Here is a 22,725-nt window from a genome sequence, read left to right as displayed (position 1 = left end):
CATGGCGCTGGTCGGTATTAATAACGAAAACGAGTTTTACTCTAACCACTATCTGGGCGAAGTCTTTACCAGCGATATTCGCGATGTACTGGAACCCTGGATTGAGCAGGAAAATGCCGCTCGCGAAGCTGAACGTGCTGCCCGTGAAAAGGGCAAACAGGTTGAGGCGGGCTACCGCGCGCCGTGGAACCAGCTTTACAGCCTGGCGACAGAGTTTTTCCGCAAACTTACTGAACATGAGAAACAGCGCCAGATCCCACAGCGTCTTGCCGATCAGCGCAGTCGCTGGCAGCCGCTGTTAAAGGCATTGGGTTATGAACTCAATCTGCATATTCAGATGCTGGATGACGATACGCCTTTGCCGGTACTGGCTCGTTACAACAGCACCGACGGCAGTCCGTGGCTGTGGATTGTTGAAGCGCATGATCAGGAAGAAGGAACGCTGGATCCGCTGGCGCTGTCGTTACTGACCGCGCAGTTCCCGGCAGATACCGATAAACATAAGCGCGACAGCCTGCGTAAAAAAGCCAACGGTGAATATCGCAGCTGGCAGGATCTGCTCTCCACGGTGGTCTTTACACAAAATGAACCGCCGCGTTTTGTGCTGCTGCTCGGTAACCGCCAGCTGTTATTGCTGGATCGTACTAAGTGGGCGCAAAACCGTCTGCTGCGCTTTGATTTTGAAGAAATTTTAAGCCGTCGTGAAACGGATACGTTGAAAGCCACGTCGGTATTGCTACACAAAGATTCGCTGTTGCCAGGCAGCGGTGCGCCATACCTCGATTCGCTGGATGACAATTCGCACAAGCATGCGTTTGGCGTGTCGGAAGATCTGAAATATGCCCTGCGTGAAAGCATTGAGCTGTTGGGCAATGAAGCGATGCGTTATCTCATCGACAACGAACTGGCTTATTATACCGGGAAACGAGCTATTAACCCGGATGAGTTGAGCCGCGAATGCCTGCGGTATATGTATCGCCTGTTGTTTCTGTTCTATATCGAAGCTCGCCCGGAGCTGGGCTATGCGCCGATGACCGCCAAAACCTATCTGCAGGGTTACAGCCTGGAAACACTGCGCGATCTGGAGATGATCCCGCTGACAAACGAAGAAGATCGCAATGGGCGCTATTTCCACGATAGCCTGAATATGCTGTTCAAGCTGGTGCGTGATGGCTACAGCGGCGGCGTAAAAATGCAAAGCGATCTGGAGAGCGGCGATCAGATCACTATTCACAGCCATCAGTTCAGCGTACCGCGCCTTGAAAGCCATCTGTTTGAAGCGAATAACACCCGCATTCTTAACCGCGTGGTATTTCGCAACGAAACCCTGCAACAAATTATTCAGGCGATGTCGTTAAGCCGCCCGGGTAAAGGACGTTTCAACCGCCGGGGGCGTATCTCCTATCGTCAGTTGGGTATCAACCAGTTAGGTGCAGTGTATGAAGCGCTGCTCTCCTACAGAGGGTTCTTTGCCAGTGATGACCTCTACGAGGTGAAAAAAGCTGGAGAAGAGTTTAACGAGCTGGAAACTGGCTATTTCGTTAGCAAAGACGAGATCGGTAAATACCACGACGATGAGAAGGTCTACGAAAAAGACGGCAGCCTGCGTATTCACCGTAAAGGCAGCTTTATCTACCGCATGGCCGGGCGAGACCGCGAAAAATCCGCCTCTTACTACACCCCGGAAGTACTGACCCGATCGTTAGTCAAGTATGCCCTGAAAGAACTGTTTAAAGAGCAGATTGATTCGATTACCGATCCGCACGCCAAAGCCGACGCAATATTAAACCTCACCGTGTGCGAACCGGCGATGGGCAGCGCGGCGTTCCTTAACGAAGCCATCAACCAGCTAGCGGAAGCTTACCTGTTCCACAAACAGCAGGCGGAAGGCCGTCGCATTCCTCAGGATCGTTACACCCAAGAGTTGCAACGGGTGAAGATGTACATTGCCGACAACAACGTATTCGGCGTGGACTTAAACCCGGTGGCGGTGGAGCTGGCGGAAGTGTCGCTGTGGCTGAACGCTATCAGCGGCGATGCATTTGTACCGTGGTTTGGCTACCAGCTGCACTGCGGCAACTCGCTGGTTGGGGCGCGGCGTCAGGTGTTCAACAAGAGCGAACTGACTTACAAAAAAGCGAAAGATCCGAGCTGGCTTAACAGCGGACCGGCCGAGCTGGCGATGAATACGCCGCGCGAAGAGAAGCAGATTTTCCACTTCCTGCTGCCGGACAGCGGCATGGCCAATTACAGCGACAAAACCGTTAAGCAGCGCTATCCGGATGATTTCAAAGCGCTGGACAGCTGGCGCAAAGAGTTTACCAAAAGCTTTGCACCGCATGAGATTGCCGATGTGCAGCGCATCAGCGGCAAAGTGGAAGCGCTCTGGAACACGTTTCGTCAGCAGCTGAAAGCTGAGCGCCAGAAAACCGCCGACAATTATCCGGTATGGCCTGCGGAAAATACGGCTCATGTCCGCTCTTCTTTAAGCAGTAAAGATGAAACCTTCAGCGGTCGCCTCGAAGATAACAGTACCTATCAGAAACTACGTTGGGTGATGGACTACTGGTGTGCGCTATGGTTTTGGCCGATCGACAAAGCGGATGAGTTGCCGGATCGCGGCACCTGGTTGTTCGAGATGGAAACCCTGCTTGACGGTATTGTCGTCACGGAAAGGGTCACTGAAGCCGCAGAACAGGCTACCGGCGATCTGTTTGCCGACGAGGGCATGGTGCGTGAAGAGTCTTCGCTGTTTTCCGGTGCAGGTCGCCTGAAAACCGATGTGTTGTTCCGCCATTTGCCGCGTCTGGCGATTGTTGATGCGCTGAAGAAGCAGCACCGTTTCTTCCATTGGGATCTGGAATTCTGCGATCTGTTCGCCGAGCGCGGCGGCTTTGACCTGATGCTCGGAAACCCACCGTGGTTGAAAGTAGAATGGCAGGAAGCTGGCGTGCTGGGCGACTACGAGCCGGAGTTTGTGCTGCGTAAGCTGAGCGCCTCGAAGCTGGCAATGTTGCGTGCTGATACCTTTAACGCAATTCCGGCGCTGGAAGATGCATGGCGCAGCGAGTATGAAGGCTGTGAAGGGATGCAAAACTTCCTGAATGCGCAGCAGAATTACCCGGTGCTGCGTGGCGTGCAGACCAATCTGTATAAATGCTTCTTGCCGCAGGCATGGCGTTTAGGAACGCAGAAAGGTGTGGCAGGTTTCCTGCACCCGGAAGGGATTTATGATGACCCTAAAGGTGGGCAATTACGTGCGGCGGTATATCCGAGGTTGAGAGCACATTTTCAGTTTCAGAATGAGTTAAATTTGTTTGTTGAAGTTGATCACCATGCGAAGTTTAGCAGCAATATTTATTCTGCTTGCCCTGGCTCTGTGGGATTTGAACACATATCTAATTTGTATGCTCCGCAAACTATTGATGCATGTTTTGAACATTCTGGTAGTGGGGACATTCCCGGTCTCAAAGACGAGATTGAGAGTGAGGGAAAATTAAAAGTTGTATGGAACACATCTGGCCACCGTTCTCGGCTGATAAATATCGCCACTCATGAGCTAGAATTATTTGCTCGTCTTTATGACAGCAAAGGAACGCCAGCCTGGCAGGCACGTTTGCCAGCTTTACACGCAGAACAACTTGTTGCTGTACTGGAAAAGTTTGCTAATCAGCCGAAGAGATTGGGTGATTTACAGGGGCAATATTTATCCCTGGAAATGTGGCATGAAACAAACCAGCAGAAAGACGGCACTATTGAACGTAAGACGCAGTTCCCTGAGGATGCATCACAATGGGTATTGTCTGGCCCGCACTTCTTTGTTGGAACACCGTTCTACAAGACGCCACGAGAAAACTGTACGTTAAACAGCGATTATGACTGCCTGGACCTGCTAACTTTGCCCGACGATTACCTGCCGCGTACTAACTATATTCCGGCATGTGATGTGCAGGAGTATGCCAAACGTACCCCACGCGTTACATGGACTGACCCGGGTGAAGATGAACCGAGAAAGGTGACGGATTATTATCGCTTGGCTTATAGAGCAATGATTGGTTCAGCTTCAGAGAGAACGTTGTCTTGCGCGCTCATACCTAATACGGTTTCACATGTAAATAATGCTCGTACTTACATCTTCAAAAATAAGCATGATCTGTTGAATATTGCCGCTTGTCACTTTTCACTACCTTTTGATTTTCTTTTAAAATCAACTGGTAAACAAAATTTACACAATACATTGGATGAGTTTTCTTTTACCGAATTTAACACCTTAACTATAATACGGCTTTCAGTAAGGGTTTTAATTTTATCATGTATTACAGACGGTTATGTTTATCTATGGAATAAAACGTTCACTCCAGATTTCAGCACTCAACGCTGGAGCCGTAACCTCCCGCAACTTCCACAAGATTTCTTCGCCAACCTGACCCCAGAGTGGCAGCGTAACTGCGCTTTACGCTCCGACTACAGCCGTCGTCAGGCGTTGGTGGAAATCGACGTGCTGGTGGCGCAGGCGCTAGGGTTAACTCTCGAAGAACTGCTCACCATCTATCGCGTTCAGTTCCCGGTCATGCGTCAGTACGAAGCGGACACCTGGTACGATCAAAACGGCCGCATTATTTTTACCCCAAGCAAAGGGCTGGTGGGCGTCGGCCTGCCGCGTACCGCGCGTAAAGCGGATCTGAAAAATGGCTTTGTCTTTAACGTCGATAGTCCTGACTGGACCGGCGGCGACTGCACCGATCAAGCTATCGGCTGGGATGATGTCAAGCATCTGCAAACCGGTATCGTCAGCGTCACTTTTGATGACTATACCCGAAGCGACGAAGGCGAGCGCCGTACTGTCACTTGGCAGGCTCCGTTTATCAACCCCGACCGCGAAGATGATTACAAAGTGGCCTGGGCATTCTTTGCACAAGATAAGGAGAGCGCGTGATGCTGCCTTCTGTTGTCAGTCGGCAGGTTGCCGACAGCGTTGCTTCCTTTTTACGGGCAGCCTTCCCGCTTAACAGCCCGCTGTTTAATGGTGAAGAAAATAATAACGTCTCGATGCTGGAGCAATTTCTGTCCCAGCCGGAAACGCTGCTGAAAGGGCCGTATCTTTCCGCTCAGCTGCCGTTTCGTAAAAGTGACTTACCGCTGAACTTCTTCCCTAACCTGACGCTGCCGTTCCCACCGCACGCGCATCAGGCGCAGGCGTTTCAGCGCCTGGGTATCGAGACGCCTCAGCCGACGCTGGTGGCGACCGGGACGGGTTCCGGTAAAACGGAATGTTTTATGTTCCCGCTGCTTAACCATTGTGCTGGGGCATCAGAGGCCGGTGTTAAAGCGATCATCATTTATCCAATGAACGCCCTGGCAACCGATCAGGCCAGCCGTTTCGCTAAAACCATCGCCAGCGATCCGCAACTACATGGCAAAGTGACTGTCGGCCTGTTTGTCGGCGACAGTGAAATCGAGCCCAGCAAAAAGATGTCTGCGGATAAAGTCATCACCTGCAAACATACCCTGCGCGAGAACCCGCCGGATATCCTGCTGACCAACTATAAGATGCTGGATTACCTGCTAATGCGCCCCGGCGATCAGAAGCTCTGGCGCTATAACCAGCCAGGGTCACTGCGTTATCTGGTGGTGGATGAACTGCATACGTTTGATGGTGCGCAGGGGTCGGATCTGGCCTGTCTGGTGCGCCGCTTAAAGCATCATATCGGTGTTGATGACAAGCGTTTTGCCTGTGTGGGAACGTCGGCTACCGTAGGTGACGAACTGGGACAACTACTCGATTACGCGAAAACGATCTTTGATCAGCCGTTTAGCAATGACGCGGTTATTCGCGAAGATCGCTACACGGCGGCAGAGTATCTGCAAGGTTATACCATCGAGTACAGTCAGTATCCGGGACAGGATGTCAGCGCAGCGCTGGATCCGCAAACGTACGCCAGCCCGGTAGATTATCTGAACGGACAAATTCCGCTGTGGTTCCCGGATAGTTCACTGCAATTACCTGCCGAGCTGGACAGCGATCTCGGACGTGAAAAGCGTATTGAGTTGGGCTCATTGTTACGTCGCCACAGCATCCTGCACGTACTCCTTGAGGATTTGCAGGGGGGAATTTTGTCGGAACAGCAGTGCCTGGAAAATCTCCAGGTGATGCTGGCGGAAAGCGCCGGGCATGCAACCCGCGTGCTGCAAAGCATTCTGGCACTAATTGCCCAGGCACGCCTGGAGGTTCCAGAAAAACAGGAAGATCGGGAAAAGCGCCTACAGGCGAATAAAGCACGTCCCGTTCTGCCTTTTGTGCAACTACGTTCTCAGCTGTGGTTGCGCGAGATGCGCCGCCTGGTCGCCAGCGTGTCAAAAACACCTGAGCTTGTTTTTGCTGATGATGTCGCGGTGGAAGATCGCGAACATTATCTTCCCGTTATTCACTGTCGTGACTGCCATGCTACCGGGTGGGCGAGCCTGCGCCATGGTCAGAGCGTTCAACTCGAAACTGATCTGGACGGTATTTATCGTCAGTTCTTCGAAAAAGGCCGTTCTATTGTACTGGCCTTCCCGGATAACAACGATAAACCTGTCAGCGGTGTTCACCAGAAGCTGTGCCCTTCCTGTTTAAAGCTCAATAAGCAATCTAACGTGCAGTGCGGGCATTGTGGCCATACTGGTCTGCTACAAGTACTTATCCCGGATATGCTCAAAGAGCGTAAGGATGAGCTGGAATTTGCCAACGAATGCCCGTACTGCAACAGCAAACAGGGTATTTCGATTCTTGGGTCACAGGCAGCCAGCCTGTCGGCGGTGATGATCCATCAGCTTTATGGCAGCCAGTTCAACGAACATAAAAAGCTGATTACGTTTTCTGACTCGGTACAGGATGCCGCACACCGCGCCAGTTTCTTTACCGCCCGAACCTGGCCGTTGATGGTACGCGGACAAATCGCCAGCGTGTTGGGTGAAAAAGAAACGTTACCGTTGGATACCTTTGCGGCACGCGTCTGCCGGCAGACGCGTGAGCGTTCACCGGATGATGCTCATTTTGTCGCGAGCTTCATCGCGCCCAACATGCAGTGGATGAACGATTACCAGACGCTGAAGAACGAAGGCCAGCTGGCAGAGAGTTCCGATTTACCGGAGCTGGTTTCTCTTCGTCTCGACTGGGAGGTATACAGCGAATTTACCCTACGCGCGCGAATTGGACGTACGCTTGAGGCCACGGGTTACGCAGCTGCAGGAATTGATATTGCACGTTTCAATTCAGCGATAACGGCGCTTCACCAACAGCTTGTCGAAGAGCTGGGTGATGAAATGGATGGGGTCAGCGTTGAGCAGGTGGCACACCTGGTGATTGGCGTTCTTTGGCATCAGCGGCAGGCGGGAGCTGTTCTGCATCCGGCGTTCGAAAGTTATCGGCGTGAGGGTAAGACCTTTATGATGACGCAGAAGGAGCGAACTTCACGCTATATGCCGTCTATTGGCCCGAAAACGCGTAAACCTGCCTATGCATCATTTGAAAAAATAAATGGTTTCCATCGCCTGATTGGCGCGAAATCCAACCCCAGCTGGTATCAGCATTGGATCAACCGAACGCTCAGCAACGGCAATAATCTGTTTATCAGCAGCCTGGCCGAGACGGTTTTACGATGTCTGTTTGCGGCACTGAAAATGGCTGGGTTGGTAAAAGATTTTGATACAAAAGGCAAAGAAGCATGGGGGCTGGTACCTTCGGCGCTGGTGGTGAGCCGTGATGTTGTTCAGCTAAACTGCTCTTGCTGTCGTGAGGTTGTTCGGGCACCGGCCGATCAGGGGTGGCACTGGCGAAACGCGCCATGTCTTTCTCTGCGCTGTGAAGGCCGCTATCAGGAAGCTGAAAATGCGGTGACCTGGCACTGGGATAATATGGACATCGCGCGTGTTCAGGGGGCAGAGCATACCGGATTACTGAGCCGTGAAGATCGTGAGGCTACGGAACAATCGTTCTACCGCGGTAATCAGCCATGGAATATCAACCTGCTCTCGGCAACACCGACGCTGGAGATGGGTATCGATGTGGGTGACCTTTCTACGGTATTACTCTGTTCTGTTCCACCCGCGCAGGCTAATTACTTACAGCGTATTGGTCGTGCCGGGCGTAAAGACGGCAATGCGCTTAACATTACGGTGGCTGAGGGGAACCCGCACGATCAGTTCTTCTTTGAACAACCTCTGGAGATGATGCAAGGGCAGGTACAGGCCCCTGGTGTGTTCCTGAACGCAACGGCTATCCTGGAGCGTCAGCTGGCCGCATTCTGCATGGACAACTGGGTGAAAACTGGCGTCCCGGCATCTGCTATCAGCAAAAATGTGAAGCAGATGCTGGACGAGCTGGAGTTTGGACACAAGTCTGGGTTCCCATATAACTTCCTGCGTTATGTTGATCAGCATCATGTGTATATTGCTCAGCAGTTTTCGTCTATCTTCCCTGACCTTACGGAAGACACACGTCTACAGCTCCTGTCATATTTGCAAGGAGCACCAGGACAACGTTCTCTGGTGCAACGTATAGAAGAAGCATTAAAACTGCTGGTGGAGGATCGCAAATCGTTGCGTTCCCGGATTGATAAGCTCAAGCGCAGTATCGACAAGCTGGAGAGCGATCCGCACGATCAAAACTTTGACAGCGATATGCGCGAGTTGACTTCGGAACGTCAGGCGCTGATGGCGCTGGTGAACCAGATCAACAACAAGCAAACGCTTAATTTCCTCACCGATGAAGGATTACTTCCCAACTATGCCTTCCCGGAGGCCGGTATTACGCTGCGTTCTGTGCTGTGGCGGCGTAAAGATGGTGGGGAGACGCGTGAATATCAAAACACGACCTACGAATACGAACGTCCGGCTTCAACGGCGCTGGCTGAGCTTGCTCCATTGAATAACTTCTATGCGGGTGGGCATAAAGTTGAAATCGAACAGATTGATCTGAAAGTGTCTGAGCCTGAAAACTGGCGTATTTGCAGCCACTGTAACTACAGCGAGAATATCGATCAGACCGGCGATCAGCATAAATACTGTCCAAAATGCGGCACACCAGGTTGGGCTGATGCCGGGCAAAAAACGACATTACTGAAGCTTCGTCAGGTTTATGCCCGCTCAAGCGCGCGTGACAGCCAGATCAGTGATGAGAGCGATAGTCGCGAACCGGCATTCTTCCAGCGACAGCTACTGGTCAGCTTCGAAAAAGAGGATGTATCGGCCGCTTATGCTATTGATGAAGGAGAAATCCCGTTTGGCTTTGAGTTTTTGAGCAAAGTGACTCTGCGAGATATCAACTTTGGCAAAATGGCGGATGATGCCAATGAGCTGATGATCGCAGGAGAGGCAAAGAAACGCACCGGGTTTAAAGTTTGCCTCGGCTGCGGCATGGTGCAGCGCCCTCGAGATCATGAACCACGTCATGACCTGAGCTGTAAATATCGCGCTGAACCCGAAAAAGCGAAGTTTGAAGATTATCTCTACCTTTATCGCCAACTGGAATCTGAGGCATTGCGTATCCTGCTGCCAGTGACCAGCTACAGCAACGATCGCGTGGTGGAAGCCTCCCTGGGGGCAGCCATTCAGCTTGGGCTTAAACATTACTTCAAAGGTAACGTGGATCATCTGAAAGGCGTGGTGTATCGCGAGCCGGAAAATGAGGGCGAATCCTGGCGTCAGTATCTGGTGATTTACGACACCGTACCAGGGGGAACCGGCTCACTCAAAGAATTGATGCGTACACCTGACAACCTGCTGAAATTACTTGAGCTGGCCTACAAGGCGCTAGTGGAATGCAACTGCAACCATGATACGCATAAAGACGGCTGCTATCGCTGTGTTTATGCTTACCGTGACCGCGGGCGTATGAAGTATGTATCAAGAGATCAGGCGCGTCTCCTACTGGCGAAAATCCTGAAGGCCAGTGCTTCTATACGCGTTATTGATTCCATCAAAAACATTTCGCTTGATGCCATGATGGGGAGTGAACTGGAAAAACGGTTCATTCACTGCCTGCAGGATAACAAAAATCTTCTCGTGAGCCGGAGTTATGCCCATCAGAATGCAGGCTGGATTATTAATACCCGTACAGAACCGGCGATGAGCTGGCATCTCAAAGCACAGGTTGATTTAGGGGTTAAAGAAGGAGTAGGCATCCTTAGCCGACCAGATTATGTGCTCTATCCTCTGATGCAGTCAGAAAAGATAAAACCGGTAGCAATTTTCCTGGATGGTTTTGCTTTTCATAAAGATAGCGTGTCGGATGATGTCCAAAAACGGCAGGCGATTAAAGACAGCGGTAATTTTTGGGTATGGACAGTGACCTGGGCAGACCTTCAAGAACAAGGTATTAAACATGTACAGAATGTTATGGCGCTTGGTCATAACCCGGATATGAAACAGCCTAAGTTTTATAACCCGTTCCATGATACAAACTTTGCTACGCTTGAAGGTTCATTCAGGGAGAGAAACAGTTTTGCACTGCTACTCGATTATCTCTCTGATCCCGGTAATAAAACTCTGCTATGGCAGAAAATGGCCGCTGCCTTTGCTTGGGTGTGGCTGGATCCTAAAAAGTCGCAGGATACCGGAGCCAAACAAAAGTATGCCTATGAAATGCAGGAGAACGCTCCCGCTTATCGGTTGAATGCACTTTTGCCTGATGAACCTTTTGTATTTGGAGGTTTACTGGATAGCTGTAGTTCATCACAACAGTTCATTGAGCTGGCAGTTGTTGTTCCTCAGCAAGCCATTAAATCAACGACAAGCATTGAACAAATGCGAAATTGGTTGAGGTTGCATATTTGCTTTGACGATCGTTATTCGCAGGATGATGGCTATGAAGCCGGATTTAACGGTTTCTGGTGGATGGTGAATTTACTGCAGTTCCTGCCAGATATGACATTTACCAGCCGTAAAGCGGTTCATTTACCGCAGGAGGCTGAAACGGTAAAAATGCAGACTTCGGTGGTAGTGGATATTCAGCCTGACGAGAGCTGGGCGGAGATACTTGAGTTTGGTTTATTGAGCGCAGAAGAAATCGCTTTGCTTCAGTCGTTATCGCTACCGGCACCGACGGTCGGATATGAATTGCAGGATGACGATGGTGAAATTATTGCGGAAGCCGATCTCGCCTGGCCGTTACAAAAGCAAGCCTTGATTATCGATAATCAGGACTTTACTCCTTTATTCGAAAGTAAGGGTTGGCACGTTGCGTTCGGGCCAATTGACGAAAGCACATTACAACATCTGTTCGGAGGTGACAAATGACGGTTCAAGCGCCAATGGTGGCACTTTCTGATGGTTTTCTGGGGGCTTTTGCGCGGATTCCTAAAGCACAGCAAAAAAAGGTCCAGGAATTCATCTCCAAGTTCCGCCAGGATCCGACGAGTAATGGAATTAACTACGAAAAAATCCACGATGCGCGCAGCAATAACGTGCATTCCGTGCGTATTGATCAGACCTACCGGGGAATAGTCCTGAAACCCGAACAGGGGGATCTGTATATGCTGATGTGGGTGGATAAGCACGACGAAGCTTATGACTGGGCGCGGCGACATGATTGTGCAATTCACCCGGTTACTGGTGCGATTCAGGTAATTGATATCAGCTATATTAAACCCGCCTCCGAACCTGTTGTTGTTGATAAACCCAAACTCTTTGCTGCTTATACTGCGGAGCAGATCCTCGCGCTCGGTGTTCCTCCTGTGTTTATTGAGCAGGTAATGGCTCTTGTAGATACAGTGGGGCTGAATCAGCTAGAAAGCGTGATGCCAGCGGAAGCTTGGGAACCTCTACACTGGCTGGCAGAAGGGCTGGATTACCAGGAAGTGCTGGAAGAGTTTAACGAACATCGTAATGAGCCTGTTGATACTAACGACTTTATTGAGGCGATTGAGCGAAGTAAACGTCGCTTCCATGTTGTTGAAAATGAACAGGAGCTACTGCAAATGCTCAATGCGCCACTGGAAAAATGGCGTGTGTTCCTGCACCCGAGCCAGCGAAAACTGGTGGAGTCTCCGGCAAATGGTCCGGTACGTGTATTAGGTGGTGCAGGCACGGGAAAAACAGTTGTTGCGATGCATCGTGCTCGTTGGTTATCCCAACGTCTGGCCGATAAACCGGGTAAGAAAGTCCTGTTCACGACCTTCACCCGCAACCTGGCGGCGGATATTCGCGCCAACCTCCAGCGTTTGTGTAGTCGTGAGGAGATGGCGCGTATTGAAGTTGTTAACATTGATGCCTGGATGAGCGAGCAACTGAAACGCCATGGATATGATTTCCGCGTGGTGTATGACAGCGATGAAGGGCGACGTAAATGCTGGAACTATGCCTTGCAGCAAGTCCCTGCTGAACTGGGTTTACCGGAAAACTTTTATTCTGAAGAGTGGCAACGTATTGTTCAGCCGAATGCTGTTTACAGCCGTGAAGAATATCTGAAGGTGAGCCGTATTGGTCGTGGCACGGCGTTATCACGTATTCAGCGTGCGAAAATCTGGCCTGTTTTCGAAGAGTTCCGGGCACAAATGGCGCGTGCCAAACTGCGAGAAATGGGTGATGCCATGCATGAGGCTATTATTCTGTTTAAAGAAAAACAGGTGCAATTGCCTTATAGCAGTATCGTAGTTGATGAAGCTCAGGATATAGGTGCACCGGCCTTTACCCTTATTCGTAGCCTAGTCCCGGAGTCTCCTAACGATCTTTTTATTGTGGGTGATGGACATCAGCGTATTTACCGCAATAAAGTCGTGCTCGGTCAGTGTGGGATTAATGTTCGTGGGCGTCGTAGTAAAAAACTGAAAATTAACTACCGGACTACAGAAGAGACGCGACAGTTTGCTGTCGGGTTATTAACCGGCATTAAGGTTGATAACCTGGATGGTGAAACTGATTCCAGCAACGATTATTTATCATTGCTTCATGGTGAAAAACCCATGATCACTTATGCTTCAGATTTTAAAGAAGAGGCTGCGACGATTATCAAGCAAATTCAGGCGTTGTTAGCCAATGATGTTCGTTCCCAAGATATCTGCATTACCGCTCGTACGAAGCATGCTTACGAGCGTTATGCTTCTGCTCTGAATGATGCTGGAATCGAGACCTATAATTTAGGTCAGGATAGTGGTGATAGTGATCAACGCCCTGGTGTGCGTATGGCAACTATGCACCGCATTAAAGGGCTAGAGTTCCAGTATGTGTTCCTTGCGGGTATCAACGATGGCGTCGTGCCGGAAGTGAAAGCCATATCATCTGACGATCCTGTTGAACAACGTGATGCTCTATTTAATGAACGTGCGCTACTCCATGTTGCAGCAACCCGTGCGGTAAAAGGGTTATTTGTTTCTTCATACGGCGTACCGAGTACATTACTAACTGTACACTAGTCTTTTATTATGTGGGCCAGGGTTCTTTTCTCTTGGCCCCGCAGCTGATGATATGCTTTTTCGCAAGCTGATTGACACCATTTGAGATCTTTTTTCACTAGTAGTTTAGCCCTTTGGATCCCTAGGGCAGTTCGTAAGCGTTTAGGCGATAGAGGCATTTTCTCCACTGGACGTGCGGCGGCAGAATCCGTCAAACGGAAGATAGCGGCCTTTATCGTCCGTCACGCGGCTGTAGTGTTGGTTGAGCTTCAGATCCACTCCGTTAAGTTGGGACAATGCAATAAGTACCGGTGATCTTTTGATTGACATGTTGCTATCTCAAAATTTAATGAATTTGAGTTATACAGACCGCCACTTAAAACTATCTCAATTTTCCTTTTTTTTGAGATAGAACGTTCCCTGTGAAGACAGGATAATTTATAGGTATCCCTATGCTTCAATCTCTGAACCACTTAACGCTTGCTGTCAGTAATTTGCAAACTAGCCTGACCTTCTGGCGCGATTTGCTGGGGTTGCAGCTACATGTTGAGTGGGATACTGGCGCTTACCTTACCTGTGGCGACCTTTGGGTCTGCCTTTCTTACGACGTATCCCGTAACTACGTGGCCCCGCAGGAAAGTGACTACACCCACTACGCATTCAGCATCGCGCCAGAAGATTTTGAACCGTTCTCGTATAAGCTGAAACAGGCGGGAGTGACGGTCTGGAAAGACAATAAAAGCGAAGGGCAATCTTTCTATTTTCTTGATCCGGATGGCCACAAGCTGGAGCTGCATGTGGGAGATTTAGCATCCCGACTGACGCAGTGCCGGGAGAGGCCTTACTCTGGAATGCGTTTCGGTCCTGGAAAATAATCACGCAACTTTCTGATCTTCTACGCAGTATTCAATTTTACATCCCATTCTGGGGGCAAATCCCCAAACTAAAACCTCACAATCCACTATTTTTCAATAAATTAAACGAAAAGGCGAGTCCGGCCTTCGCACCAAAAGCATATAAATGAACCTCAACTGAGATCTTTTTTATGTCTAAAATCCAGAAGTTACCTACCTTTCTCGGTTGAGCGCTGTGTTTTTTCCGTTGTTATCAGAATGCTAACTGTCAGTACAGAGCCGACAGACAAAAAGTATGTCTGCAATAATGTCTTGAATGTACATATAGTTGCGAGCATCATCGCAACTATGTGCTCATGGATTCTTTAACGTAATGACCGCTGACAAAACCCTAAAGCAAGCGATATCAAATATTACTATTTGGCGCAAAGGCGAACAGCGAGCGCCGCATAAGCCGTTATTGCTGTTATATGTCCTCTCGCACTATCGGCAGGGTCACGATCGCCTGTTTGATTATGGTTCTGAAATTCATGAGCAATTGCTGGATTTGTTGGAGCGCTATGGGCCACAGCGCCGTGAACAGCGCCCGGATATGCCGTTCTGGCGTCTGAAGGGCGATGGTTTCTGGGAATTGCAAAACGCGGAATTCTGCTCAACCAGCGGTAGCCGCCAGCTACCTAAACGTGAACTCATTGAATATAATGTTGCTGGTGGGTTTGATACCGTCAATTTCGCGCTGGTAACAAAAAAACGTAAGCTAATCGACACGCTGGCGCAGCAGATCCTTGAGGCGCATTTTCCGACCAGTATTCAGGAAGACATCGCTGACGAGATGGGTTTTGATATTCGCACCTCTCTCCGTCAACGCGATCCGAAGTTCCGCCAGGCGGTGCTACGAGCTTACAATTATCAATGTGCGGTCTGCGGCTTCAATATGCGCCACGACAACGCCCCTATAGCCCTTGAAGCAGCCCATATCAGATGGAAGCAGCATCATGGTCCTTGTGAAGTGCCTAATGGCCTGGCGTTGTGCGCAATTCATCATAAAGCGTTCGATCGCGGTTCGATTGGCCTGGATGAAAATATGCGCGTAGTGGTTTCCGACGCGGTGAATGGTGGCGGAGTGGTACAGCGGTTGTTCTGGGATTTTGCGGGGAAAGAGATCGCGTTGCCCCCGGTTAAAGAAAATTATCCGGGCGATCGGTTTGTGGAATGGCATAGGAAAGAGGTGTTCAGAGGAGGGCATTGATCTGGGGGAGTATTTTGAGTGTGGTATACGTTATCTGTTAAAAATAGCTCCACATCAAAAGCATCGAAGTAATCGGCCACGGTTCTCGCACTATGGTCTGTAGCGCGCTGGTGGAGTCACACCTGTGGTCAATCGACGCGTAGAGCGCCAGATGAGCCATCATGAGCGCAAGCGGAATTTATAAGGCGCGGCGCCTTAAAGAGCACGGGGAGATTGTAAGTAGCCCGATATTGTTGGCTTTTGCTTAGCTTGCTGACGGGATTCGTCGTATGAAACATGAAAATTACCTCATGTTTTATATAAGGATTCGACACTATATCAAAACCAGTAACTCTCAATCTTTCAAAGCTATGTGTCAGATCAGGTCGTGATAAGACACATAAATTTAAAAATCTATATATCTGGCCAGATAGACTTTTTTATAACAGCTTTATAAATTAAACAAATCTGCCATAGAGACAGATTTGTTTAATTTATAATTAGAGGTTTGCAACGTTATGATATACTTTTTGCACATCATCATCATCTTCAAGGGCATCAACAAGTCCTTCAAAGATTTCTAAATCTTCTGGTGAAAGTTCAACTTCTGATTGAGCAATCATTTCTAATTCTGTTGTTGAAAATTCAGAAATTCCAGCTGCTTTTAGCGCTGCAATTCCTTTGTGCAGGTCTGTAGCTTCAGTATAAATAACGATGTTTCCTTCTTCTTCGGTTACATCACGAACATCAACTTCAGCATCAAGCAAAATTTCAAAAATATGGTCAGGGTCTGTTCCTTTAAATACAATCACTCCAGTATTGTCAAACATATAGCTGACAGCACCTGCCGCTCCGATATTCCCGCCTTTTTTATTGAAAATTGTGCGGATATTAGCAATCGTACGGTTAACATTAGACGTCAACGTTTCAGCGATAACCATTGAACCATTTGGTCCAAAGCCTTCATAACGCCCTTGCACGAACGTTTCATCTCCGCCACCTTTGGCTTTATCAATGGCTTTATCAATAACATGTTTTGGAACCTGTGCTTGTTTCGCACGTTCAATAACGAATTTTAAAGCTGAGTTTGATTCCGGGTCTGGTTCACCTTGTTTAGCCGCAGCATAGATTTCTACACCGAATTTTGCATATACTTTAGACGTTGCACCGTCTTTAGCTGTTTTTTTAGCAACAATATTTGCCCATTTACGTCCCACTGGAAACATCTCCTCAAAGAATTATTTACATTAATGGCAGGTTAATAACCTGCATGTTTTTCTGCCGTATTATATCATAATATATAAATTCTCGTCTATGAGAAATAAAAAGTTCCAGCTTTTACGGAGGATTACTTTGATTTTAACAATAGCTAATATGGTGGGTAAGTCATTTTTTAATTTTCTTCTGGTTCTTTTTTTATTCTTAATAATTGAATCGCAGCAATAACGTCTTATTGATGGTGGTTTCGTTCATCAGGTGAGGTGGAACGCTTGCACGTTTTGCGACATATTGTGGCAGAAACTTAATGGCGAAATTAAGAGCCTATCCCATTAGGGCTATTTTACTTGCCATTTTGGACCTGGGCAGTGCTCAAAATCCTCACGTACTACGTGTACGCTCCGGTTTTTGCGCGCTGTCCGTGTCCAAACTGGCTGCGCCAATAACGCCTGGTGGGATAGTCTCTAAGACGATATATTCCCGCCTTGAGCCGTGTTAATTTGTTGCATACTTTTAAATGGAGGTATACCTCTTGTAGGCTATACCTCCTGCTTCACGTTATCGCGCGATTAACGCAAATACGCCCCAGCCAAAGTATTCTCGCGTCCAGGTGACGTGACGTTTGGGGGCTACCGTCAGTTCTGTTCGAACCTCTTGCGCAAACTCATCGTCAGGGTTTTCCTCCAGCCAGCGGCGCATGGTCATCCACTTCGCGGCTTCATATCTGTCCCAGCCTTGCAGGTCCGCCAGCACCATTTCCACTACGTCATAGCCGAGTTGGTCGAAAAAGGCGACCAGCTCGGGCAGGGGGCGAAAATCGGCGACAGATGAGACGCCACAGGCGTGGGCGATCTCTTCCGTTGCGGGGATCTGACGCCAGTACGGTTCACCGATGAGAATGATCCCGCCAGGTTTGAGGCTTTTGGCCAGCAGATCTATTGTCCCCGCGACACCGCCCGCAATCCAGGTAGCGCCTACGCAGGCCGCCACGTCATATTTTTCCTCGTCGATATAACCGGCCGCGTCGTTATGAATAAAATGTACATATTCACTGACGCCGAGCTCTTCTGCACGTTGTTTTGCCTGTGTGGTGAAGAGCGGGCTTATGTCAATGCCAGTACCTGTAACACCGTAATCGCGAGCCCAGGTGCAGAGCATCTCACCCGAACCGCTACCGAGATCGAGAATCCGCGTGCCTGGCTTCATGCGTAACGCATGGCCCAGTGTGGCGTACTTTTCCGCTGTAAACGGATTATGGATACGGTGTTCGCTTTCGCTAATGGTAAAAATACGTGGGATATCCATTGGGTTATTCCTTTTACTGAGGGCAATACCCTCAGAAGTGGATGCTTTTTCAGCCAGCAGCGCAAACAGCTTGCCTGCAAAAGTCTCGCCGACCGGCCAGGTGTGACTGTCCGGGCGCTGCAACACAGTGAAGCCAGCATCACCAAGCAGGCTGATATATTCATCATCGCGCCAGGCCTTCATTTGACTGCCGAAACGGGTGGTACAGCCGTTTTCCGCTATCGCCCAGAACTGCGTTGAGCTGGTTTGGGCCTCTTCATCCCAGGCATTTTCCGTTAACAGCAGATGAGGCTCGGCAAGAAACAGGCCGTGCGGACAACGCTGCCAGCCTGGCTGCGCCATGCCCTGGCGTTTAACTTCATCGAAGGTATGCACTTCAACAAGCAGTTTGCCGTCCGGTTTCAACCACTGCGCGCAATGACTGATGAGGCTTTGCGCATCCGCAGCGCTAAAGACATTCAGTTCCCCAAACGTCATCATAATGAAATCGAAAGGTTCCGTGGGGTGGTATGTACGAATATCTTGCTGAATGTAGTCAATATTCAGGTTTGCGGCTTGCGCCTGCTGGCGAGCCCATGTGATGGATGCCGGAGAGAAATCTACGCCTGTGCAGTGAAACCCACGCTCCGCTAACAGGCGGGTATAAAAACCGGGTCCACAGCCGAGATCCAGAATGCGGGCGCCACCGGGTAACTGACGGGTAATCCATGTTACCTGTTGCTCAATCACGGTTAGCCGGCGGCTGGCCCAGTCGTGGTCCTGCGACAGATGATTTTCCAGCATGCGTTGGCTGAAGGCTGGCTCGTCCTAGGGGATTTTGCCTTCATCGGGTAATAACCGAATGCGATGCGTTGCAAAAATAACGGCGCTGATATCCATCATCATCTCCTTAGCGATTGTCAGGCTGGGCGCGAACGTTGTTCAGCCCGGTCGTATTAATGCGGTAGGGCTGACCGTTAACGGATTTGATCAGCTTTTTGGTTTTGAGTTTTTTGAATACAGCGAGCGTGCAATCGGCGAGCAACAGCCCTTCGCGGCTATAGCATTCAACGGCGGTGACGCGGCCTGACGCATCGCGGATGTGCGTAATGCGTCCGCCTTTGGCGAGAACGTGTAAGGTACGTTGTTCCTGACGGGATAAATTCATACTGAAGAACCTGTTTAATCATCATAGGCAAAACGTGCAAACACACTGCGGTGTCCGCATTCGATTTCGGCGCATTGATAATCAGTCCGGCCTGAAAAGGTCGGGGAACTGATCATCAGATGATGACATTCTCCAGCATCAAAGCCTCGGGTTGAGTTGAAAGGTATTTACGTCGTGAATGATAACACCTGATTTCTGTAAGTGAATAACCGGGAGTGAAAAATGTGATCTCAAAGGGAGGATCATGCGTTTAGTAAGTCAGTTGAATAGATCCTGCCGCTACCATAATGAATATTGATTAAACTCATATACCCGATAATGGCCGTTTTGATAATCTCGGCGTATCTTTTTAGCCATTGACAGGGTTGTTGCGTTGGAAATCTTTTTTTAACCCACTGAAAAATATCACTTAAATATTTTTCATACATAAACATTTATGGTCCGCTGAGTTCGGATCCGGTTTTGTATGGGTTAAAAAAGGTACGTTATGAAAGTCATATGGACTGTCACTCCTGTGGGGTATCAGCGCATAGCGAAACGTTGCCCTTCATGCAGCGTAAAACGGGACTTCACGCCTTCTGGGGCATTTCGGGTTAATTCGCAAAAGAAGGTACTCGATGTCTGGAGTATCTATAAATGCACACACTGCGATTACACCTGGAATATCTCCCTGTTCTCGCGCCTGCCAGTCAGCAAAATTAACCGCGGTCTTTATGGCCGACTGATGGCGAATGATGCTGCCACGGTGCAATATTTTGCTTATGACAACGCGATCCTGAAGCGAAACAATGCTGAATTATCGGGGCAGCCTGATTTTCACATTCAGGAACGGTGGCTGGTCAGTATCGCCTCCCACAAGCAGGTCAGTGTTAGCGTCAGGATTTCCCGTTCTTTTCAGGTCAGCCTGCTGTCGATTTTGAAGAAGCAACTCCTGTTAAGCGCAGCCGAAATCAAGAGACGGATTGAAACAGGGCAAATAAGTGGCGTCACGGTGAAAATGCTTAAATCGCGAAAACTGAAGAATGCAAAATATGATTTGCAGCTCTCAGTTGAAACACTGTATGACCGGCGAAGGATTGTTCTGACCCGTCGATAAAAACAATAAGCTCACCTTACGTTTAAGAGTGCTGGTATGGCAACGACGTAACGGAATGAAAGAAGGACTAAGGGACAGGTGAGCTTTAGTTGAATAACGCTTGTCTGTGGCATTCAGTGAAGGCTGAATCGCCACGGATAATCCAGATTTTCGCACCAGTGATGATATTGTATGGATTCTTTGCGCAAGCCAGCAGAATGACAAAGGGCGATGGGTTACAATTATCTGTAGAGTAAACAAAAGGAATATAATGTGGCGCTATACAATATCTCTGAGAAAATACTGACTACCCTTGAAAAAACATCTTTCACCATCGAAAGGCTGCAGGAACGCTATGATCTTCAGGAGGCTATCAAGAAGAATATTGATATTATCGCGCCGGGCTGCCTTGTCATATCCGAAGAATTCTCTGATTGGGAGGATAGTCGGCGGAGGATTGATTTATTAGCGATTGACAAGCAGGCCAATTTGGTTGTCATTGAACTGAAACGTGATGAAATCGGCGCGCATATGGAACTGCAGGCGCTAAGGTATGCGGCAATGATTTCAACGATGAGTTTTGCGAAAGCATGCGAATATTATCAGGCATATCTTTGGAAGCATGGGATCGATGAGAATGCAAAAGAGAAGTTACTGGATTTTGTGGAGTTAGAAGAAAACGAACTCGCTGATTTTGGTAAAGATATTCGCATCGTTCTGGCATCAGCGGATTTCAGTAAAGAATTAACGACAACCGCAATATGGCTAAGAGATAAAGGTGTCGATATTCGCTGTGTTCGCTTAACGCCTTACAACTTTAAGGGTGAAGTGCTGATTAATGCTGAACAAATAATACCAGTCCCTGAACTGGAAGAATATCAGGTCAGATTCAGAGAGAAACGCACGGAACAAATTATTAGCAGTCAAAAGTCGGAGAGGGATTATTCCTTATATAAATATAAAGGAAAAACCTTCAATAAACGGAAGCTTGCACTTGAACTTTTCACTGACTGGATTAATAAACATAATCCTGCGAATATAGATGATCTCAAGAATAAATTGAGTGAAGACTTACAGAAAAGAACAGTAGCACTGGTTGAGCAGATCCCTGAAAAAAGGAAAAACAGATATCATATGCAGGAAGATGCGTTGATTGAGTTGCCGTCCGGTGAGCGTATTGCTATATCGAATCAATGGGGGTTAGGGACTATAGAACTGCTTATTGATTTTGTTCGTCAGGATAATTTTGTAGTTGAAAAAGTGGGTTGACAGGAAGTAATAATAAAATAGATCCCATTCATTAATGGGATCTCACGTTTCATCCGATACGAAGACCCTGGTCTCTTTGTCAGTAGCATCATAATTACGCAAGCCTCTTTACTTTGCTTATCATTTATATTTAATGTAAATATTCACTCAACACCATTAAAAAATAAGAAAAAATGACTCACTGTTGAGCTGATATTAATACCTGAACCACTGAATTAGAGTAATGTGGCGCTATTCATAGCGTAATTTTTTCTGTTGCGGTTACAGGGGGAGGAATGCACACCTTTAGACCATACTCACTAAGGCATAGCGATCTGTTATATGAAGATATTCCGTTAGAAATACGCGAGCAAATAATCTTATTGATTATTAATACGTTAGGGAATTGCTCCTCTTTTTATGATATGACATTATACTGCTATCATAATAGTCATTCTGACGAAGTTTATCGAAGAATATGTAAAACGTTGCGCAAAGAGTATGGCTTATTCACCTTATATGCGCATTCAACGTCATATCTGGATGAAATGAGTAATCTGTTATTAAAAACAGATGATAAAAGAAAGCATATTGATACCATTGAGCTTGCTTTTAACTATATAGATACCTACCTTCGAACCTATGAAGTTACGCTTGGGTTAGAACCGGATAAGGCGATTAGTGAATTAAATAATATATTTCATGAGCATAGTTTAAAATATCGATATGAAAATGGTAGAATTGTAAGGCTGCGCAGAATAAAACGGCTTAAAAACATATGTTATTATTTGTACTCTCCTGGAGAGTATGGCTTTGTCGAATATGATCTTATGGAAGCGTATAATCGCCTGATACTTAATGATTTTGCCTGTGTCGTAAGGGAATGTCATGCAGCCTTCAGAAGCGTTATTCTCAGAATTCATGAGAGAAAAGGTATCGTATATCATGAACAAGATAGTTTAAATACACTAATGGCTAATCTGATGGCGAGAGGCGTTATATCTGCTGAATATGTACATAAATTTCATTTTTTAAGTGACGTGCTGGAGTCAGAAATATTTCTGCCGATGGCGCCAGAAAAGTCGCATCATCACTACGCAATGATGCTCCGTATCTCTGAAGAGTTGGCCTGTAGTATCTATTATCTTACTGAGCGGAGTATATTTTTTCTTACCCAGCGGGCTGAAGAAGACAGTGTCGCGCCATAATAATGATCGCGCTGTCGCTCAGTCAGACTGGATCATCGTTATTTAAATTTGTTCAGACGTCGGAATTTTTTG

At 48.1% G+C, this 22,725-nt stretch carries 11 protein-coding genes and 1 pseudogene; 8 read left to right on the top strand and 4 right to left on the bottom strand.

Annotated elements, in window-relative coordinates:
• Position 1: 1 nt before the first annotated feature.
• Genes ABVN44_RS07125 through ABVN44_RS07115 form a run of 3 tightly spaced genes read left to right on the top strand, consistent with a single transcriptional unit; the run spans position 2 to position 13,391 of the window.
• Positions 2–4,936 (top strand): class I SAM-dependent DNA methyltransferase, encoded by a 4,935-nt coding sequence (locus ABVN44_RS07125; RefSeq protein WP_023231498.1) that lies wholly within the window; start codon positions 2–4, stop codon positions 4,934–4,936.
• Positions 4,936–11,277 carry a DEAD/DEAH box helicase gene (locus ABVN44_RS07120; RefSeq protein ID WP_023231497.1) on the top strand — a complete coding sequence of 2,114 codons (6,342 nt, stop codon included), beginning with the start codon at positions 4,936–4,938 and terminating at the stop codon, positions 11,275–11,277. The genes ABVN44_RS07125 and ABVN44_RS07120 overlap by 1 nt, the downstream gene beginning before the upstream one ends.
• Positions 11,274–13,391, top strand: a complete 2,118-nt coding sequence (locus tag ABVN44_RS07115) for an ATP-dependent helicase (protein ID WP_023231496.1) — start codon at positions 11,274–11,276, stop codon at positions 13,389–13,391. Before ABVN44_RS07120 ends, ABVN44_RS07115 begins: the two co-directional genes overlap by 4 nt.
• A 141-nt stretch (positions 13,392–13,532) precedes the next feature.
• Here the strand turns inward: ABVN44_RS07115 and ABVN44_RS07110 are convergent, their stop codons facing one another.
• The gene (locus ABVN44_RS07110) at positions 13,533–13,700 is read right to left on the bottom strand and encodes a hypothetical protein (RefSeq protein ID WP_153251661.1); all 168 of its coding nucleotides are present in this window, start codon (positions 13,698–13,700) and stop codon (positions 13,533–13,535) included.
• 122 nt (positions 13,701–13,822) lie between these two features.
• Between ABVN44_RS07110 and ABVN44_RS07105 the strand changes: the two genes are divergently transcribed.
• Both ABVN44_RS07105 and ABVN44_RS07100 read left to right on the top strand, forming a co-directional pair.
• Positions 13,823–14,245: a fosfomycin resistance glutathione transferase FosA7.3 gene (locus ABVN44_RS07105; protein WP_023231494.1), complete on the top strand. Its 423-nt coding sequence runs from the start codon at positions 13,823–13,825 to the stop codon at positions 14,243–14,245.
• 352 nt (positions 14,246–14,597) lie between these two features.
• The gene (locus ABVN44_RS07100; RefSeq protein ID WP_048349005.1) at positions 14,598–15,473 is read left to right on the top strand and encodes a phosphorothioated DNA-binding restriction endonuclease; all 876 of its coding nucleotides are present in this window, start codon (positions 14,598–14,600) and stop codon (positions 15,471–15,473) included.
• Between the two features lie 479 nt (positions 15,474–15,952).
• Here ABVN44_RS07100 and ABVN44_RS07095 read toward each other — a convergent pair whose 3' ends face one another.
• From ABVN44_RS07095 to ABVN44_RS07085, 3 genes and pseudogenes are all read right to left on the bottom strand, one after another.
• Complete coding sequence (locus ABVN44_RS07095) at positions 15,953–16,669, bottom strand: YebC/PmpR family DNA-binding transcriptional regulator (protein WP_000532937.1); 717 nt, start codon at positions 16,667–16,669, stop codon at positions 15,953–15,955.
• Between the two features lie 559 nt (positions 16,670–17,228).
• Positions 17,229–18,860, bottom strand: a pseudogene (locus ABVN44_RS07090) (methyltransferase domain-containing protein).
• Between the two features lie 4 nt (positions 18,861–18,864).
• The gene (locus ABVN44_RS07085; RefSeq protein ID WP_001054380.1) at positions 18,865–19,122 is read right to left on the bottom strand and encodes a YjhX family toxin; all 258 of its coding nucleotides are present in this window, start codon (positions 19,120–19,122) and stop codon (positions 18,865–18,867) included.
• A gap of 487 nt (positions 19,123–19,609) precedes the next feature.
• Here ABVN44_RS07085 and ABVN44_RS07080 point away from each other — a divergent pair, with 487 nt between their 5' ends.
• The 3 genes from ABVN44_RS07080 to ABVN44_RS07070 all read left to right on the top strand — a co-directional run bounded on the left by ABVN44_RS07080 (position 19,610) and on the right by ABVN44_RS07070 (position 22,653).
• Entirely contained in the window at positions 19,610–20,218 is a 609-nt protein-coding gene (locus tag ABVN44_RS07080; protein WP_001727634.1) for a DUF1062 domain-containing protein, read from the top strand.
• A gap of 252 nt (positions 20,219–20,470) precedes the next feature.
• Positions 20,471–21,466, top strand: a complete 996-nt coding sequence (locus tag ABVN44_RS07075) for an endonuclease NucS domain-containing protein (RefSeq protein WP_023231490.1) — start codon at positions 20,471–20,473, stop codon at positions 21,464–21,466.
• A 275-nt stretch (positions 21,467–21,741) separates the two neighbouring features.
• Complete coding sequence (locus ABVN44_RS07070) at positions 21,742–22,653, top strand: STM4504/CBY_0614 family protein (protein ID WP_023203351.1); 912 nt, start codon at positions 21,742–21,744, stop codon at positions 22,651–22,653.
• Positions 22,654–22,725 lie beyond the last annotated feature (72 nt).

Origin of the sequence: Salmonella sp. SJTUF15570 (assembly GCF_043357055.1) — a bacterium.
GTDB classification, from domain to species: Bacteria; Pseudomonadota; Gammaproteobacteria; order Enterobacterales; family Enterobacteriaceae; genus Salmonella; species Salmonella enterica.
This window is presented reverse-complemented; position numbering and strand designations above follow the sequence as displayed.